Source organism: Halopseudomonas sp. 4NH20-0008 (assembly GCF_057548395.1).
In genome coordinates this window covers 26,967-45,444 of record NZ_BAAJMD010000007.1, presented here as the reverse complement: position 1 = coordinate 45,444, position 18,478 = coordinate 26,967, and the positions used below count along the sequence as shown (strand labels likewise).

The 18,478-nt window shown below is 56.7% G+C and carries 10 protein-coding genes; 3 read left to right on the top strand and 7 right to left on the bottom strand.

The annotated features are described in order from the left end of the window. Positions 1–40 precede the first annotated feature (40 nt). On the top strand, positions 41–1,684 hold the full coding sequence (gene groL, locus AC27HQ_RS08615) for a chaperonin GroEL (protein WP_487155744.1): 1,644 nt from the start codon (positions 41–43) through the stop codon (positions 1,682–1,684). Positions 1,685–2,124: 440 nt separating this feature from the next. Here the strand turns inward: groL and AC27HQ_RS08610 are convergent, their stop codons facing one another. The 7 genes from AC27HQ_RS08610 to AC27HQ_RS08580 form a co-directional block, all read right to left on the bottom strand. Further along, on the bottom strand, positions 2,125–2,790 hold the full coding sequence (locus AC27HQ_RS08610; protein WP_487155743.1) for an OmpW/AlkL family protein: 666 nt from the start codon (positions 2,788–2,790) through the stop codon (positions 2,125–2,127). Between the two features lie 257 nt (positions 2,791–3,047). Beyond that, on the bottom strand, positions 3,048–3,371 hold the full coding sequence (gene fdxA / locus AC27HQ_RS08605; RefSeq protein WP_487155742.1) for a ferredoxin FdxA: 324 nt from the start codon (positions 3,369–3,371) through the stop codon (positions 3,048–3,050). 146 nt (positions 3,372–3,517) lie between these two features. After that, positions 3,518–6,094, bottom strand: coding sequence for a DNA mismatch repair protein MutS (gene mutS, locus AC27HQ_RS08600; protein WP_487155741.1), 2,577 nt, complete (start codon positions 6,092–6,094; stop codon positions 3,518–3,520). Positions 6,095–6,314: 220 nt separating this feature from the next. Continuing rightward, on the bottom strand, positions 6,315–11,366 hold the full coding sequence (locus tag AC27HQ_RS08595) for a diguanylate cyclase domain-containing protein (RefSeq protein ID WP_487155740.1): 5,052 nt from the start codon (positions 11,364–11,366) through the stop codon (positions 6,315–6,317). Between the two features lie 24 nt (positions 11,367–11,390). Then, positions 11,391–12,104: a hypothetical protein gene (locus AC27HQ_RS08590; protein ID WP_487155739.1), complete on the bottom strand. Its 714-nt coding sequence runs from the start codon at positions 12,102–12,104 to the stop codon at positions 11,391–11,393. 9 nt (positions 12,105–12,113) lie between these two features. Next, entirely contained in the window at positions 12,114–12,935 is an 822-nt protein-coding gene (locus tag AC27HQ_RS08585; protein ID WP_487155738.1) for a gamma-glutamylcyclotransferase family protein, read from the bottom strand. An 86-nt stretch (positions 12,936–13,021) separates the two neighbouring features. Next, the gene (locus AC27HQ_RS08580; protein WP_487155737.1) at positions 13,022–16,339 is read right to left on the bottom strand and encodes an alkaline phosphatase family protein; all 3,318 of its coding nucleotides are present in this window, start codon (positions 16,337–16,339) and stop codon (positions 13,022–13,024) included. A gap of 545 nt (positions 16,340–16,884) precedes the next feature. Between AC27HQ_RS08580 and AC27HQ_RS08575 the strand changes: the two genes are divergently transcribed. Beyond that, on the top strand, positions 16,885–17,376 hold the full coding sequence (locus tag AC27HQ_RS08575; RefSeq protein WP_487155736.1) for a hypothetical protein: 492 nt from the start codon (positions 16,885–16,887) through the stop codon (positions 17,374–17,376). Beyond that, complete coding sequence (locus AC27HQ_RS08570) at positions 17,363–17,884, top strand: hypothetical protein (protein ID WP_487155735.1); 522 nt, start codon at positions 17,363–17,365, stop codon at positions 17,882–17,884. Before AC27HQ_RS08575 ends, AC27HQ_RS08570 begins: the two co-directional genes overlap by 14 nt. Positions 17,885–18,478 lie beyond the last annotated feature (594 nt).

The following is an 18,478-nucleotide window of genomic DNA, read 5'->3' as shown; positions in this document are numbered from 1 at the left end:
CCCCCTCTGCACTCAACGAATTCATTGAAGGAAAGCGAAAATGGCTGCTAAAGAAGTTAAATTTGGTATTTCTGGTCGTAACAAGATGCTCGCCGGTGTCAACATCCTGGCTGACGCGGTCAAGGCGACCCTGGGGCCAAAGGGCCGCAACGTACTGATCGAGCGCAGCTACGGCGCGCCGATGATTACAAAGGACGGCGTTTCCGTCGCCAAGGAAATCGAGCTGAAAGACAAGTTTGAAAACATGGGCGCCCAGCTGGTCAAGGACGTCGCTTCCCGCGCCAACGATGACGCCGGCGACGGTACTACTACCGCTACCGTTCTGGCTCAGGCGATCGTTACCGAAGGTCTGAAGTCGGTTGCTGCCGGCATGAACCCGATGGATCTGAAACGCGGCATCGACAAGGCCACTACCGCCATCGTTGCCGAGATCAAGAAACTGGCCAAGCCCTGTGCCGACTCCAAGGCCATTGCCCAGGTCGGTACCATCTCCGCCAACTCCGACGAGTCCATCGGCAAGATCATTGCCGAAGCCATGGATCGCGTAGGCAAGGAAGGCGTTATCACCGTTGAAGAAGGTTCCGGCCTGGACAACGAACTGTCCGTCGTAGAAGGCATGCAGTTCGATCGTGGCTACCTGTCTCCCTACTTCGTCAACAAGCCCGAGACCATGTCTGCCGAGCTGGATAACCCCTATATCCTGCTGGTCGACAAGAAAATTTCCAATATCCGCGAAATGCTGCCGACGCTGGAAGCGGTGGCCAAGTCCGGTCGTCCGCTGATGATCGTGGCTGAAGACGTTGAAGGCGAAGCCCTGGCTACCCTGGTGGTCAACAACATGCGTGGTATCGTCAAGGTCGCTGCGGTCAAGGCCCCGGGCTTTGGTGATCGTCGCAAGGCCATGCTGCAGGACATCGCTATCCTCACCGGCGGTACCGTGATCAGCGAAGAAGTGGGCCTGAGCCTGGAAAGTGCTGGTCTTGAACACTTGGGTCAAGCCAAGAGCGTGCAGATCAACAAGGATAACTCCACCATTATCGATGGTGCCGGTGCCAAGATGGATATCGAAGCCCGCGTTGGCCAGATTCGCAAGCAGGTTGAAGACACCACGTCCGATTACGACCGTGAGAAGCTGCAAGAACGTCTGGCCAAGCTGGCTGGCGGTGTTGCCGTGATCAAGGTCGGTGCCGCGACTGAAGTGGAAATGAAAGAGAAGAAACACCGCGTTGAAGACGCCCTGCATGCGACTCGCGCTGCGGTTGAAGAAGGCGTGGTTCCTGGCGGTGGTGTAGCCCTGGTTCGTGCTCTGCAGGCTATCGACGGTATGGTTGGCGACAATGACGACCAGACTGTCGGCATCAACCTGCTGCGTCGTGCTGTGGAGTCGCCGTTCCGTCAGATCGTTACCAATGCCGGTGACGAGGCTTCCGTGGTGCTGGACAAAGTCAAGGCCGGCACAGGTAACTACGGTTACAACGCCGCTACTGGTGAGTACGGCGATATGATCGAAATGGGTATCCTCGATCCGGCCAAGGTTACTCGCAGCGCGCTGCAGGCGGCTGCCTCGGTAGCCAGTCTGATGATCACCACTGAAGCCATGATTGCCGAGCTGCCGGAAGAGAAGCCAGCCATGCCGGACATGGGCGGTATGGGTGGTATGGGTGGCATGGGCGGCATGATGTAATCGCTTTTTACAGCCTATAGCAGTCAAAAAACCCGGCGCCGATAGGTGCCGGGTTTTTTATTGGGTGTGAGAAATGTAAGCGATTGCCTACAGCAGCTGTAAGACAATTTGCTTTTATGTTGTGCGCAGGACCTATGCTTTGGCTGAGGAAAAAAGGTAACACTTTGTATAGGTTGAATTATTTTACGAATATGTAGCAGGGATAACCCGTATGGGTGGGCTTGTGCAGGAAGTGTATCGGGATATGATGTGTCCAAGCGTTACGGAAAACGCTGCTCAGGAAGGATTCCAGAGCCAGGGAAAGTCAGGAAGGCTGAGTCAGGATGACTGGACACGGATGCCATACATGGACGGAAGAGTGGGCGGGTAATACCGCCCCTTTTTTTGCCTGCAGAATACCTGTCTGACAGGCGGGCCGTCATCAACGACCCGCCCATGCTTCAGAAGCGAAAGCCAATCCCCATACGATACACAATCGGGTCAACTTCGACGCTATCAGCGGTAAGACGGCTTACGCCTGCCACATTGTACTCAGCGTCGGTTTCAAGACCGCTATAGTTGATCTCACCAAAGACATTGAAGTCGTCTGCCAGCTTGTAGCGTAACCCGGCACCGGCGAGCCAGCCTGTGGCATTGTCAATCGACAGGCTTGCTGGTCCGACGTTACTGACAAAACCAGCACTGGGTTTCTCGCCATCAACTCGGGCGTGAATAGCGCCAGCCTGCAGATAGGGTTGCAGGCTGCCTTCAGTATTGAAGGTGTATTGTCCAACGAGTGTCAGAACATCCAGATCAAATGAACCAACGTTGCCTAAACCCAAGCCTTTTTCTTTAACGTCATGCTCAAGCCCGGTCGTGTAGCTTGCAACCACGGATAGGCTTGGGCTGAAATGATAGCCCAAACCGATAAAGTAACTTTGGTCGGCGCTGATAGCGTCGACACTGCTGGGTAGTGTGCCGCCATCCAGGTTGAGGTTGTCGCTGGTTACATCCTGTGGTGCTACTCGGGTCCAGCCGCCCTGAAGCTCGAACTGAGCGAGTGCGGGCGTGGCAATGATCAAAGAAGAGGTTCCAAGAACTGCCAGTGCAAGGGCCTTTTTGTTCATGTGATTTTCCTGAGTGAATGAATGAAGTTAAGCAACTTAACCACTATCAGAAATCTGCACCCGAACCGTCAATCAAACTCCTGTTTCTGATTTTTTCGGTTAAATATCATAATGATGGCAAATTAAGGCAAAGCGAAAAGTTCAAGGCCAAGTTGTAATAATGCGTGTCGTTAGGCAGTGTTTTTCGCTGTCTGACTGATCAGAGTAAATAAAAAAACCGGTCGTATGACCGGTTTTTTAACAGCAGTAACTGGGTTTTAGCGCTCGAGGTACTGCAGCTTGTCCGGCACGCCATCCCACTCTTCGGCATCTTCCAGCGCATCTTTCTTTTCTGCGATGTTTGGCCAGATTTCAGCCAGCTCGGCATTCAGCTCGGTGAACTCCTGCATATCCTCTGGCACTTCATCTTCAGAGAAAATCGCATTGGCAGGGCATTCCGGCTCGCAGAGTGCGCAGTCAATGCATTCGTCCGGGTGAATGACCAGGAAGTTCGGGCCTTCGTAGAAACAGTCGACAGGGCAGACCTCAACGCAATCGGTGTACTTGCACTTGATGCAGTTGTCGGTAACAACAAAAGTCATGGTGGGGTCTCCATCAGGATCAGGCGTTCTGGATAATGGCGCGTAGTCTAGCAGTTTTTAACCTGTGGTACAGACTGTCGATGCTAATTGCAGAGGTTGGCCGCCATTACCAGCGAGTTAATGCAAATAACTATTATTTAACTTTATCAGCCGCTTTCGGCCTTCCATTTATACAGCAACTCCAGTGCCTGGCGTGGGGTCAGGTCATCCGGGCGCAGTGCGTCCAATGCCTCGACAAGCGGGTGGCTGGCCTGGGCAAACAGATCATTCTGCTGTGGCGCGGTTGCTGGGCGTGCGGGTTGATTCAGACTTTGCTGCTCAAGCTTGGCCAAGTGCTCGCGGGCCCGTTCTATCACCTGGCGCGGTACCCCCGCCAGTTGCGCTACCTGCAGGCCGTAACTCTGGCTGGCCGGGCCGGGCAGGACGCTGTGCAGGAAGACGATGCGTTCGTTGTGCTCAGTGGCATTCAGGTGCACGTTGGCCACGCCGGGATCGGATTCGGCCAGCGCCGTCAGCTCGAAGTAGTGCGTGGCAAACAGGGTAAAGGCACGCAGATGCGCCAGATACTCGGCGGCAGACCAGGCCAGGGACAGGCCATCAAAGGTGCTGGTCCCGCGTCCCACCTCATCCATCAGCACCAGACTGGCGTCGGTGGCATTGTGCAGAATGTTGGCGGTTTCGCTCATTTCCACCATAAAGGTCGAGCGGCCGCCGGCCAGGTCGTCACTGGAACCGATACGGGTAAAAATGCGGTCCATGGGCGACAGTCTGACGTTGCGTGCCGGAACGTAGCTGCCGATATGCGCCAGCAAAACGATCAGTGCGGTCTGGCGCATATAGGTGGATTTGCCGCCCATGTTCGGGCCAGTGATGACCAGCATGCGGGTGTCCAGATCGAGATCCAGGCCGTTGGCGACAAAGGGCCCGTCCAGCACCTTCTCGACTACCGGGTGACGACCGTCTTCGATATGCAGTTCGCTGCCCTGAACAAAGTCCGGGCGGCAGTAATCCAGGGCGCTGGCCCGTTCAGCCAGGGTACAGAGCACGTCCAGTTCGGCCAGACTCGCGGCGCTGTCCTGCAGTCTGGCCAGATCGTCGTTCAGGCGTTCAAGCAGCTCGTCATACAGCTGCTTTTCCCTTGCCAGTGCGCGGCTGCGGGCCGACAGGGCCTTGTCTTCAAAGGTTTTCAGTTCCGGGGTGATAAAACGTTCTGCGCCTTTCAGCGTCTGGCGGCGAATATAGTCAACTGGCGCTTGATCGGCCTGCCCGCGGGATAGCTCGATAAAATAGCCATGTACGCGGTTGTAGCCGACCTTCAAGGTCGAGAGACCGGTGCGCTCGCGCTCACGGGTTTCCAGATCGATCAGATACTGCCCGGCGTTCTCGCTGATATTCAGCAGTTCATCCAGCTCGGCGTCATAGCCGGGTTTGATCACACCCCCTTCGCGTATCACCACGGGCGGGTTGTCGATAATGGCACGCTCGAGCAACGTGGCCAGTTGCGGGTAGGTCTGAACAGTCTCGGCCAGGGTCCGGAGGTGCGGACTGCTCAGCGGCTGCAAGGCCTCCTGCAGCTCAGGCAGAACCATCAGGGCATCGCGCAGACGCGCCAGATCCCGAGGCCGGGCCGAACGCAGAGCAACGCGGGCGAGAATCCGCTCGATATCACCAATGCCCTTGAGCAGCGGCTGCAGCGTTTCAAACTGATGGTTGTCGAGCAGGTTGGCAATGCTGTCCTGGCGCGCAGTGAGCACACCCAGGTCGCGCAGCGGTCGGTTCAGCCAGCGTGATAGCAGGCGACTGCCCATGGCGGTGGCGCTGTGATCAAGCACATCCAGCAGGGTGTTGTCACGGCCTCCGGTCAGGTTGCTGTCGATCTCCAGATTGCGCCGACTGGCGCCATCGATGACCACGCTGTCTTCAAAGCGCTCCAGCTGGATGCTGCGGATATGCGGTAGGGCTGTGCGCTGGGTTTCCCGGGCATAGCTGAACAGGGCGCCCGCTGCGCCCAGACCCAGGGTCAGATCCTGGCAGCCAAAGCCGACCAGATCCTTGGTGGCAAATTGTTGGGTCAGGGCCTTGAAGGCGCTGTCACGGTCAAATTCCCAGGGTGCCCGGCGGCGCACGGCACGGCGCCGTTCGATAGGGGTATTGCTTTCCCAGTCATCCGGGATCAACAGTTCGGCCGGTGCCAGGCGCTCGAGTTCGCCGAGCAGGGTTTCCCAGCCGCTCAATTCGATGACCGAGAAGCGCCCGCTGTTGATGTCCAGTGTTGCCAGTCCGAAGGCCCGTTCGTTGCCTACCAGTGCCGCCAGCAGGTTATCGCGGCGCTCATCCAGCAGCGCCTCGTCGCTCACCGTGCCGGGGGTCAGAATACGCACCACCTGGCGCTCGACCGGGCCCTTGCTGGTTGCCGGGTCGCCAATCTGTTCACAGATCGCCACCGACTCGCCGAGCTTGACCAGCTTGGCCAGATACCCTTCAGCGGCGTGAAAGGGAATGCCGGCCATGGGAATCGGCTGCCCACCCGACTGGCCACGGCTGGTCAGGGTAATATCGAGCAGACGGGCGGCCTTTTTCGCATCGTCGTAGAAGAGTTCGTAGAAGTCACCCATGCGGTAAAACAGCAACTGTTCCGGATGATGCTGTTTAAGGCCGAAATACTGCTGCATCATCGGCGTGTGGCTAGATCCAGATGGTTGATTTCGAGCTTCTTTTTTCATCTTAATCCATTGAAAAATTGTATCTTGCCGGGCTTGAGCCGACCTCAGGTTCGCGCATTTCCCGGGTGATCTCTTGGCATCTCACAGACAGGCGCAGGCTTTTCAGCGCAGGGATCTGGAGGGCACGATCGGGCAGCGCGACAGAGTAACAAACCGGCAAGGGCAAAAACAGTTGCGAGGATAAAGCGCGACCGCTGGATCGCGCTGCTGGCGGCTGCTGTCAGACCGTTTCAGCCGCATGAATCCGGTTGCGGCCGCTCTGCTTGGCCTTGTACAGCGCGGAGTCGGCGGCATAGACCAACTCCTCGATACTGCGCTGTTCATTCGGGCCCATGGTGGCGTAGCCGACACTGACGGTGATGCGGTCACGGGTCGTGGAATGGTCGTGGCGGATAGCCAGTGCCTCGACCGCCTTTCGAGCGTTTTCAGCTACCTGGATCGCGCCGTTGCTGTCGGTGTCGGGCAGTATAAGTATGAACTCTTCGCCACCGTAGCGCGCGACCATATCGGTTGAGCGCTGCAGGGCATCCTGTAACGCCCGGGCCACCTGAATCAGGCAATCGTCGCCTGACTGATGGCCATAGTTGTCGTTGAACAGCTTGAAGTGATCGACATCGAGCATGATCACCGACAGGGGCTGCGGTTGCCGCCGTCGGCGCAGCCAGCACTCCTTCAGATAGGTATCGCCGGAGCGCCGGTTGGCGACCCCGGTCAGTCCATCGCGATCGGCCAGCCGTTGCAGTTCCTTGTTCAGCTCCTCCAGTTTGGCGGTGCGCTCTACTACCTTTTCTTCCAGGGTACGGGAGTGCTCCTGTACCTGGGTGTAAAGGCGTGCGTTTTCGATAGCCACAGCGGCCTGGGCGGCCAGAAGCCGAATCAGTTCGAGTCGGTCGTCGGTGAAGACCGCGTCGGTCAGGTTGTTCTCCATATACACCGCCGCTTCAAAACGTTCCCTGGCAATGGGGACGCAGAGAACCGAGCGCGGCTGCATGTGCAGGGTATAGGGGTCCTGGTCATAGGGGTTCTTGGCCATGGCATCGTGCAGTACCACAGCCTCACCGCGCTGAAAGACCTGCGTTATCAGGCTCATCGGCAGGGCCATGGCGTTACCCTGATAATCCCTGAGCATACAATGCTCAGGGAGGTCGATATGATGCGGCGCAGGCTCCGGCAGTATGGCCGCTTCGACCATGAGCACGCCGCCCGAGCGGACAATCAGGCAGCCCCATTGACCTCCAGCGTTTTCCAGCAGAATCGCCAGGGTTTTCTGTAATAGCTGATCCAGCACCATCTCCCCGGATATCTCGCGCGAGGCTTTCATCACCGAGGCGATATCCAGACTGGTCAAGTGGCTGCCTGGCAGATTGAGTCGGGCCTGAGCCCAGGCGCGCAAAACCGGAAACTCATCTTCCAGTTGCGCGACCTTGCGTTGCGCGCCCCAGCGGTTGTACACCCCATGGGCACCGCGCAGGTAACCCTCGGCTGAACGACGCTTGCCAAGAGCCAGCAGATGCCGTGCGGCACGCTCGAAGGCAGTAGCTTCGTCGTGCAGAAATCCATTCAGCCGTGCGGCGTCGATGGCGTTATCGTAATACGCCATTGCGCTGTGATGGTCACCATCCAGGCTTGCCAGCTCGGCACTCATCAGGCACTGCAGGTGACGAAAATTGGCCTCGCAGTTGTCGGCCCAGCGGGTCATGCGTGCCAGATCCCGTTCCAAGCGCTGGCGTGTTGACAGTTGCTCGGTTTCGTCCATGTCCGGGTAGCAGCTTGTCAGTGTGAGGTTGGCGACGATGTAGAAGCGCACCAACTGGGGCAGGGACATCGCCGACTTGATCAGTCTGTCTTGCTGTTTAACAAAGTGTAGCGCCTGGCTGTAATTGCCGTAGAGCAGGTTGATCTCGGCGCTGTAAATGGCGTGGTTGGCGATACCGGTCAGAAAATTGCGCTCACGCATGGCGTTCAGGCAATGCTCGGCATCGAAATCATCACTACTCAGGCTGAAGGCTGTCTGCGTGTCGCCAAGCAAATTGCGTTGCATCTGCAGAAACAGGCTGCCGGAGTCAAGTGAATCCTGGTAGGCACATTCACGCACGATGTCCAGATTGTCGGCATGCTGCTGGCTCGCGCTGTCCAGATCCAGGGTCGGGTCCCAGATCACGCAGTCCTGTGCGCTGTAGGCCAGGTACAGCAGGTCGCCGGACTGGTAACCAGCTTCTATACCCTTGCGAAACCAGGGCGTCAGGGTCGCCCAGTGGTTGCTCCAGTGGTGCACGAACATGGCGTAGACATAAATGACCCGTGCCCGCAGGCTCAGGTCATCGAGCCGCTCATTGATCGCCAGGCCGACCCGGCCATACTCATAGCCCAGGGCCGGTTGATCCAGCTCACCACACAGCAGCATGCCGTAGGCGGCATAGGCAAAGGCTGACTCCGGGCAGTTGCCACGATGCAATGCCAGGTTGACCGACTTCAGCACCAGATAGCTGAACAGATTGCTGCCGGAGAGGAAGGCCGAGGCAAAGATCTCCATCAGCAGACGCATGGCCGTAAGGGTGGCCGGGTCGTCGATGATCGGGGCATTGACCAGTTCGACAATGCTGCGGCCATTGAGATAGTGCTTGACCAGCCGAACTTCCAGGGCCACTTCGTCCTCGGTGGGGTGCTCAGTGAAGTTCACCCCCAGCAGTTCCAGACCTTCGATAGCTGCACGAATGGAGGCTTGCATCCTGCCCAGCGTGGCGTTCTGCCGGCAGCGGATGGCCAGGATGTCAGCCCGCTGCAAGCTGGATGTTGCATGGGTGAGCATCTGTTCCAGCCAGTGGTCTGCTTCCCGGGTGCGGCCGGTGAGGTACAGGTTCAGCTGCATTTCGGCCGCCAGGCTGGCCATCAGTGCGGGCAGCGCTGACCAGGCGTCAGCCGGCAGCATTGCCCGGGCCATCAGCAGGTAGTCGAGGGCCTGCTGGTAGGCAGAGGCTTCACGTGCGCGCCGGCCCGCACGCAGGTTGAGTTCAGCCAGTTGCTGGCGCTCGACGGCTGAACTGATCAGCGAGCAGCCCTGATTGAGATGATTGACGATATCGATCAGGTGCTCGTCGGCCACCCGGTTGCCACTGTGCTGCAGCATCAGGCGACCGATCGACAGGTGTACCCGTGGCAACTCATCGCTGCCAATCAGTTGATAAGCGGCTTGCTGAACGCGGTCATGCTGAAAGCGGTAGTCTGGATTGAAGGCCAGGTTTTTGTCCTGATGACGGGCCAGACGATAGTCGGTGTGCAAGGGCAGCACGGTGTACTGTTTCAACGCAGGCTGCAGCGCCCGAGCTGTTTCGCCAAGCGTTTGCTCGCAAATGGTGGTAAGCGTTTGCAAGGTGAAGCTGTTGCCGATGCAGGCCGCTAGTTGCAGGACGTTCTGGGTTTCTTCGGGCAGTTGCCGCAGGTTGTCCAGCATGAACTCGACTACATCATTGCTGGCCTGCTCCCAACTGGCCCGGTCGAGTTGCCAGTGCCATTGGCCGCTGCCCGGGTCGGACCAGATGGCCCCTTCGGCATGCAGCTGGCGTAGCAATTCGTTGGTGAAGAAGGGGTTGCCCTGGGCCCGTTGATACAGCATCTCGCTGAGTGCGCGGCTGCTATCCGGCTGGCAGCGCAGGGCATCGGCAACCAGCTGTTCTATCGAAAACGGGTCAAGCGGTCGCAATTGAATCTGCCGGGTCCGCTCGTGGTCGTTCAGGTCGTCGAGCAGAAACTTCAGCGGGTGACCGGAGCCGACCTCATTGCTCCGATAAGCGCCGATCAGCAACAGATGGCTCTGTTCTCTTGAGGTGACAATGTGGCGCAACAGGTCGAGGGTTGGCGTATCACTCCACTGCAGGTCGTCAAGGAACAGCACCACCGGATGGCCCTGGCTGGCAAATACCCGCAAAAAGGCGCTGAGTACCAGCTGTAAACGGTTACGGCTTTCGGCGGGGGGCAGCGGATTGACCGGCGGCTGCTCGCCGATGATCAGTGCCAACTCGGGCACCAGTTCGATCATAAGCGCGCCGTTGGGCCCCAGGGCAGCAAGTAGGCGCTCGCTCCAACCCGCCAGTTGGGCCTTTGGCTCCAGCATGATCTGCTGCACCAGTCCCCGTAAGGTCGCGGCCAGCGCGGCGTAGGCTTCACCCTGCTGGAACTGGTCGAATTTGCTCTGCACCAGAAAACCGCGTTCACGGATCTGGTGCCGATCTATCTCGTTGACCAGTGCCGACTTGCCGACACCCGAGTAACCGTGAACCAGACAGAAGCGCGTCTGCCCGGCCACCGCCTGCTCGAACAGAGCCAGCAGCATTTGCAGTTCCTGCTCACGACCATAGAGTGCCTGGGGAATCAGAAACTTCTGCAGATGGTCCTGCTCGCCCAGAGCAAAGGGCGCCAGCGGCTGATCGCGCTCCAGTGCCTTGGCGCAGCGTGACAGGTCATGGTGCAGGCCGTGGCTGCTCTGGTAGCGCTGTTCGGGCGATTTTGCCAGCAGCTTGAGAACGATGGCGGACAGCGCCTCGGGTATGCCCGGATACAGCTCGTGGGGTGCTGGAGGCAGTCGGCTGATATGGCTATGAACCCACTCAAGGGTGTTGTCTGCGCTGAACGGCGGCTGACCGGTCAGCAGTTCAAACAGCAGTGCTCCGAGCGAATAATAATCCGAGCGATAGTCCAGGCTGCGGTTCATGCGCCCGGTCTGCTCTGGCGAAATATACGCCAGCCCGCCTTCTGGCAGGCTTGGCAGCTGCGTGGCCTGGCGTTCCTGCCCCAGCTCCGAGGCAATGCCAAAGCCGGTCAAGGCCAGCGCCCCGGTTCTGGCGTCATAGAGTACGTTTTGCGGGGACAGTGCCTTGTGCACAATGTCCTGGGCGTGAATATCGCCGAGGATCTGAATCAGGGCTCGAGCAATGTCCAGTACCTGCAATGCCGGCATGCGTCGGTTGGTGCTGTCCTGCAGCATGGTGGCCAGCGAGCTGTCGAAGAAATCGCTGACCAACGCCAGGTTACCGCTGCCATGCTGCAGTATCTCGTGGATCCGGCGTATACCTTTGACTGTCTCGAGGCGCGAGGTGATGTTGGCGGCATGGTTCAGGGTGGCAACCTGAAGGCGGTCCGGATACTCGGTATCCAGGGTTTCAATGCTGACTTCGGTGGCATCCGCGATGCGTTTTGCGCGATAGACCACCACACCCGCCTGACGCCACAGGCAAGCGAGAATCTGATATCCGGGCAGCTGTAACTCGCTATGCATCAGGTGCCTCTTCCATGGGGTCGCTCAGCGTGAAAACAGTCGGCTGAACGTCGTGCTGAAGGCCGGTTTGGCGTCATTAAGCAAGGGCTCGCCATGACCGCAGAGGGCATGTTTGAAGGCCAGTGTCTCCAAACGCCTGAAGTCCTCAGCCTCAGGCTCTGCCGCTTGCAGCCAGACCGGACCAATATTGGCCGGCGTAAAAAAGCCCATCTGCTCCATGCGCTGGCGCGAAGCCGTGCAAAAGTGCTCATCGGGTTGCAGCCAGTTCTGCAGGGCATCACAGGCAATCAATATACCGCCTTCGCGGTGCAGATGCAGTATGCCCTCGGGCAGCTTGCCGGTCTTGAACTGAAACAGCGTAGCCTTGCTGATGGGCAGCGGCGCATCCTCGCCAAGCGTGAGCGCCGCTCCCTGTTCTTCCGGCTCCAGGCCGGGCATGACCCAGTACTGAGCCTGGTAACGATCTTGGTAAAAGGCATCGTCACGCCCATGCAGCGCGCCCAGGCGGATCACATCGGTGACCTTGCCCAGCCGATCCAGTTCAGCCAGCCCCTGCTCGCTCAGCCGTACCGAGTTGATCAGTATCAGCCGCTCACCATCGCGGACGATGGTCATGTTGCGGCTGAACTGCCAGTCCAGCTCCATGAGCACGGTTTCCATCGCGCCGGTGACAAAAAAGACATCCGGCAGTACCGCTTGAATTGCGTTGTGGGCCAGGGCAGGCGGGAAGGACGACATGCTTATTCCTCAGTCTTGATCATAGTTGTATCGGCCAACGTAACGATACTCTTTGGCGTATTCGTTCAAGTAGGCATTCAGGTACTGCATTTGCGCCTGATTCAGACGTGCCTGGCGAATATCATCAACGGTTTCGTCAAGGCTGCTGTTATCCAGTCGCTTGAGATGAAAGAGCGTCATGTCCCGTCCGCCGAAAAAGCCTTTGAGAAAGGTATGCAAGGGACGTGCCTCGGACATGTCGAACACCGCGCCGTAGAGCGCAGTGTACAGCGGCTGTTCAGCCAGGGAGTCACGGTTGAAGGTCGGATAGTCGCCGGGTGGCGCAGAGAAGGGCGGATAATCCTCGACCTGATGCAAGCCGTGGCGGGCCAGCGCCTGCAGATAGTCAGGGTCCAGTCCGGCTTCGCGGCCGCCGTGCAGAATGATATTCAGATAGCGGCGGCTGGGCTTGCAGCTGTTGTCGATAAACGCCGGCATACCGACGTAGGTCAGGGCCGGAATGCGAAGACTGCTGGCAATGTCGTGGTGCTCCGTTTCCACTTCAACCTCTATACGGTCATAGCCGTGTTGATACGCCTCTGCTGCATCCAGTAACGCCAGTGCGTCATCCCTGCATTGATGGAGAACACCCAGGACCCGGTCGCTTGGGTTGCCGGTGTATTCAATATTGCCCACGCCGCCCTCATGCCGAAAGAAATGCTGCACATTGAAGCGCAATCGCCAGCCATGCAGCACGGCTCTGCTGGATGCCAGGGGCTCGATACCCTTGGCGCGCAGAGATCGCAGGCTCATATTTGAACCAAAGCCGAAATAGTTGAATAGCGTATCCATTCGCCTCAGATTACCCCTCAGTCAGGCACTTATCCATCACTCGCCGCGCGAAAGCGCGGCGGGCGGATCAGGGAGCGGTTTTCAGGTTATTGGGATTGGGGAAAATCCCGATCGTAGGGCGTCGGGAGGGCAGGTGCAGTCTTGCGTGGTTCCTTCTCAGTCAGCAGCGTCTCTATCGTCGGCACGGCGGTGATGCGATCACCCAGCCCCCAGGTCTCACGGGCGATGCCATACCAGTCCAGCAGCGTGGCGGCAAAGGAGGTGGCATCAAAGGCCTGGCCACTGGCGCTGCGCAGCACCGTCTGTGGTTTGATCCAGGGCGAGGCGAACACCGCGGGCACCCGTGGACCCATGATGTCAAAGGCGAAGCCATCAACCAGATCGTTTGGCCAGGGCTTGGGCGCATAGGGCGGCGGCTGGTGATCAAACAGGCCGCCGCTCTTGTCAAAGGTGACCACCAGCAGCGTCTTTGACCAGACATCGGCATTGCTGCTGAGCGCCTGGTAGATCGCATTGAGCGCACGTTCACCGGGCACCAGCGAATTCAGTCCGTCCGCCGAGGAGCCGGGGTGATAGGAGGTGCACTCGGCGCCAACCCAGGCCGGTTCCAGATAACTGAAGCGCGGCAAGTTATCGTTTTTCACATCAGTAAAGAACTGTTCCAGCGGCGCAATCCAGTTTGAGTTGGGACGGCTGCTGTTGTCCTGCAGGGCCTTGGCCAGAGCTGTATCCACCTCGGGAATCTGACCCTTGAGATACAGCTGATGGGTAAACACCGCGTTGTCCCAGAGAATGCTGTAGTAGATCTTCCAGTCCTGATGGCCATGGCACCAGAGGGTATTCCACAGCGACTGACGGTGCGCCGAGTCCGGCCAGTCCGCATAGGCGCTGCCGCCCTCCCAGGTGCCCAGACGGTTATAGGCCGAGCCGCTGACCGAGAAGCCGCGATTCACATCGGTGCCGCCGGGGATCGAACTGAACCAGTCGTCACTCAGGGCGTAGGCGCTGGCCAGGCCGTTGAGTACGGTCAATTGCTGCGGGGTAAAGCTCGACATCACATCGGCGCTGTTCTGGTTCCAGGCAAAGCCGTCCATGCTCGGCTGCTTGCGCTCGGCGTAGCCGGCATAGCCGTGGAACATCTGCATCAGCCCGTCACTGTTGTCGTGCCAGGGGTCCTGGGCTGGTCCGCCAAGTACGTAATCATTGCTCAGCTTGCCGTCCATGTACTGGCTGACGTGGGCCGCCTCACCGTTGGGCAGCGGATTGCTCATGCTGGTATCCAGACCGCGGAACCCATCGGTATTGGCGCCGATCCAGTTCAGACCATCCTGCTGGCCGCGCGCATACAGCCAGCCCAGTACGTTGTCGAAGGAGCGGCTTTCCAGCATGTAATAGACCACATGCTCGATCTTGTCGCGCATGAACTCGATGCTGCCGGGTATTTTCTCGCGCTCCGGCAGCGCGGGTTGGCTGGGTACCGTACCAAACAGGCTTGATTGGGTGGTGAAGCCATCGGGCAGGGCCGAGGTGTTGATCGGCTGACCGCCCAGCGGGTCGGCATTGTTGGCATCGAATGCCCAGATACGGCAGCCTGCCGAGAGGTTCTGCGGCTTCCAGGTCAGCACATGGCCACCTACCACCGTCATCGCATCGCTCTGGTCAATCCCGGCCCAGTTGCCGCTTTGCACGGTAGGCAAGGCCAGCGGCGGTGACGACTGCGGATCAAAACTCCAGAGCTTGTAGTTGGCGCCCTGACGGTCGAGCACATAATTGCCGATCGGATACAGCTCGCGGTCAGCAGTAATATCGCGGAAGCCACCACTGGTAAAGTCGCCGGCAGACAGGCAATCGTCCTCGGCCTGGGGGGCAAAGCGCCAAAGCTGATAGCTGCGCCGACCAGCCGCGGGCACCAGACTGAGCACATAGCCCTGTAGTCCGATCAGCTCAAGCTGGTCGAAACTGGCGCCCATGTTGGGGCGGTAATCACCAAAGAACTTTTCTTTGTCCCAGCTACCGTAGGCTACGGTTTTCTCGGCCATGGGGTTGCCGCTGTTGCGGTCGAACGACAGCACCCGGTAGTAGATCGGGTCGGCGTCGGAGGCTGGTGGTGTCCATTCCAGCAGATAACCACCCATCTGCATCAGCTTGCGGTTGGCGGGCAGGCTGGCGTGGCTGTCCATTGCGACTTCAACAAAGGCCTGATCTGCCTGCGGCAGAAAAGCGTAACTGGCGTAAGTGGGTGTTGCCGCACTGCGGGCCAGTACAAAGCTGTTTGCCGTCCTCTGTGCCAGGCTGGGCTTGAAGCTGTTGTTGTCCAGATTGAACGCCTGGTTCTGCTCTTTCATGATGGCCAGCAGTGGCGCTACCTTGTCTGGCAGCACGCTCCCCGTGGCAACGTCCCAGCCCCAGTGTTGCTCCAGCTCGGCCAGCACCTTCTGCGGATCATCCCCGGGGTGTTCCGACATGCGCGCCTGCCAGCCAGCGGCAATCAGGTCCTGGCACATGACATTGATTGGCGGCGGATAATCGCCATTGGGTTTGTCGGCATCACTTAATGGCAAGCCGGTGTCGTAGAGATACTCACTGGGATGATTGGCGCACAGTACCCAGGTGGTCGGCGCCGTTTGTCCTGGCTGCGCATCGAGTATGTTCAGTTGCACGATATCCAGCACCCGGGGCGTCTGCGGCAGATCAAAGGCCTGCTTCAGCCAGTCATGCACCGGGCCGCCATAGGCGACCATCGGCTGGGTCTGCTGGTTGCCGGTCACCGCCAAGGGCTTGAGATAGTTGCGCAGCTGCGCCTTGGCATAGGGGATAAAGGCCTCGTTGTAATCCGTCAGCTCATTACCTGCGCCACCCGGTGCGGCAATCGGAGCCACATCCACGATGCGCTCAACCGGTGTGTTGTTCACACCATCAAAGCCATTCTGCGCCAACAGGCACTCCCAGCGCCGGTTGGTCGGCGAGTACAAGTAGTCCTTGTAGGTAAAGGTCTCAAGCGGCGGAAAGTGCAGTAACTGAATCGACTTCACATTGGCCATGGCCAGCCCGAAGGGCAACAGAAACTCCCAGCCTTCGCGGGCTGCAGCGGGAATGTTGGCGTAGTAACTGGCAAAGGCCTGCTGGCCTGCAGCAATGTACCCGGGGATCAGCGTCGCATAAGCGGACACATCATCAGTTGGACTGGTGATCTTCAGCCGATACTCGCCATTGCCGTTGCGGTAGGCCTGCGCCCAGGAGCCAAAGTACATATCCCGTTGCAGTGTCTGGCTGAATACAAAGGTAAGGGTGTCGACCAGATCCGGGCTGTCCTCGCCGAAGTTGAACAGCCCGGCAATGTCCTCGTAGTAACCCAGTCCGATATCGATGCTGTTGTGTTTAGATGCACTGTGATGTGTTGGCAAAATCCTGTCCTTGTGATGGTTGCTGTACATGGTTGCGGTATAAATCAGCTCGCGCTATCAACCCGGAATGGGCTGGCGACGACCCGTACTGAAATTCAAGTTACCAGCGTAGACCAAGTCTGCGCATGCGCTTGTCATGGCCTCCCAGTGTGGTCTATCTTCAAAACACATGGCAAGACGCCAGCCCCCTCATGGATGAGCTGAAATCCCGCCTGAACAGATCTAAAGCCCCGTTGGCATGCTCGCGATAGCAGGGTAGGGCGGTAGCGTGGGTGGCCAGCATCGTTGGCCGTCTGCTGTTGTGTTGTACCTTTACTGCATGATGGGTTGGCCACAATAAGGAATTCGCTATATTACGGATTGATTGCGCTGGATCAGGCTAGGGCTATGGAGTTTAAATATTTTGTTAGTGGCTGGGCGGGATAGAGAACGTGATCATAGAGTAAGCAGTTTTATGTGATCGTAAATCCGTCGCTTCAACAGATATCCGGCCGATATGCTTCGAGCTCCGTTTAAGTGCTTGGGTTTTAAATTTAAGGTGATTAATGAAAGTAACTATATTTGTACTTATATTTTATTTTATGGCTCATGCTGCCATCGCGGGCGGAACGCCGCCTGAAGTTGCACAGCTCACTGCGGACATCATTTCCAATCAAGAAGCAAAAAGTTTAGCCGATAACTTTGTTTTAGCCTTAAAAGATAAAAACTATGATTTGGCTTATATGTTATTCAATCCACGATCACCGACGCAAACAAGAGAGAATTTTATACAAAGCAATTATGAGGCGGAAGAGCTTTTTGGGTCTTGGGTAAGTTACATTTTTGTTAATCCGGCTGTTCATGCTTTAAATAATTATGAGACTGGTGAAAAGCACTACATGCCAGCCTATTTGTATGAGGTGGAGTTAGAGAGTTATAGTACAAAACTGTTGCTGATGATCTTCATGGATATCACGCCTGGTGAGCCTAGGATAGTAGGGTATGCTCATATGCCAAAAAATATTATGGAGCTGAAGGGAATTTATGAAATGGAGTAACTGTCTAGTTATAGTGGTCGTAGTGGCGTCATCTTCGTTACGGTTCGCCTCTGCTTTAAAGCACAGTATTGCGGGAATTAATTTCCAAGATTTTAATATGAAGTGTTATTTTTTGATTCCAGCTTTTATTTTTTTAACTGGCTGTGTGCAACTGGTTCCAAAATACGACCAAGTCATGTTGGAAAGTGGCGAACTGGCTCAGATTGTTGGGACCAACTGGCGAGATAACCATGAATATATGGCGTGGATTCTACGAGTATATGATTCAAAAGGTAATATCGTAGCTGACAGAAGGTCTGGTTCTGCTATAGAGCACTTGAAAATTAGAGAGGGCCGATACGTCATTGTGGTTGAATGCCATCGTGGTAATAGGTACGCATACCCAGCAATAAGTTATCAAATAGAAAGATCAAAATCATACTCTATTTCATGTGTTGCAAGTAAAAGAAATGTAACCTTTGTCGGTGAGGAGGATGTGGAGGTTGTGGCTATTATTAAAGAGTTTTAGCAGTAGGTGTATCTTAATAACAGAGCTTTCTAGCGTGCGCTATTTCTGGCTTCTTTGCTTAATAACCGGGATCAAATAAATATTAATATCAGACCAACCCCTTCGCGTTCAAGCACGCTCCTACAGGGTGATGTGCAGGTTTTGTGTAGGAGCGCGCTTGAGCGCGAAAAAAAAGGCTGATTGCAAGCAAGACCTAAAAACCTTTAGGCATTCAAGTAAGCGGCTTCAGGGTGACGTAAAAATAGGGTCAGATGAACTTTTTTGAGATGCAGGTATTTAAACCAGTAAAGGCATCTAATTTGGCAGATAAAGGGCATGGATTATTCTTCTTCCGATTGCGATTTCTAAGTTTATCGCGGTTTGTGCAAAATTCTTTCTGGTATTCGATTACAGACGAACATGAAGCTAAGATACAAAATTCATTTCCGTAAAAATAAGTCAAGATACATGTCGATTGTGTGGCTTTTTCTTGCCGCGGTATCAGTGCCATTAATATTTTTTTATGCGACTGATGGTCAGGTTACTGGAAGGAGAGGAAGGGTCTATTACATTTATGAATCACCGTTTGGTTTTTATCTAACGATCCTCTTGTAT

Bases quoted from the DNA above. Each gene is read 5' to 3' on its own strand.
- AC27HQ_RS08585 (WP_487155738.1), bottom strand. From the start codon at position 12,935: ATGGATACGCTATTCAACTATTTCGGCTTTGGTTCAAATATGAGCCTG.
- AC27HQ_RS08610 (WP_487155743.1), bottom strand. From the start codon at position 2,790: ATGAACAAAAAGGCCCTTGCACTGGCAGTTCTTGGAACCTCTTCTTTG.
- AC27HQ_RS08570 (WP_487155735.1), top strand. From the start codon at position 17,363: ATGAAATGGAGTAACTGTCTAGTTATAGTGGTCGTAGTGGCGTCATCT.
- AC27HQ_RS08590 (WP_487155739.1), bottom strand. From the start codon at position 12,104: ATGTCGTCCTTCCCGCCTGCCCTGGCCCACAACGCAATTCAAGCGGTA.
- AC27HQ_RS08595 (WP_487155740.1), bottom strand. From the start codon at position 11,366: ATGCATAGCGAGTTACAGCTGCCCGGATATCAGATTCTCGCTTGCCTG.
- fdxA (WP_487155742.1), bottom strand. From the start codon at position 3,371: ATGACTTTTGTTGTTACCGACAACTGCATCAAGTGCAAGTACACCGAT.
- mutS (WP_487155741.1), bottom strand. From the start codon at position 6,094: ATGAAAAAAGAAGCTCGAAATCAACCATCTGGATCTAGCCACACGCCG.
- groL (WP_487155744.1), top strand. From the start codon at position 41: ATGGCTGCTAAAGAAGTTAAATTTGGTATTTCTGGTCGTAACAAGATG.
- AC27HQ_RS08575 (WP_487155736.1), top strand. From the start codon at position 16,885: ATGAAAGTAACTATATTTGTACTTATATTTTATTTTATGGCTCATGCT.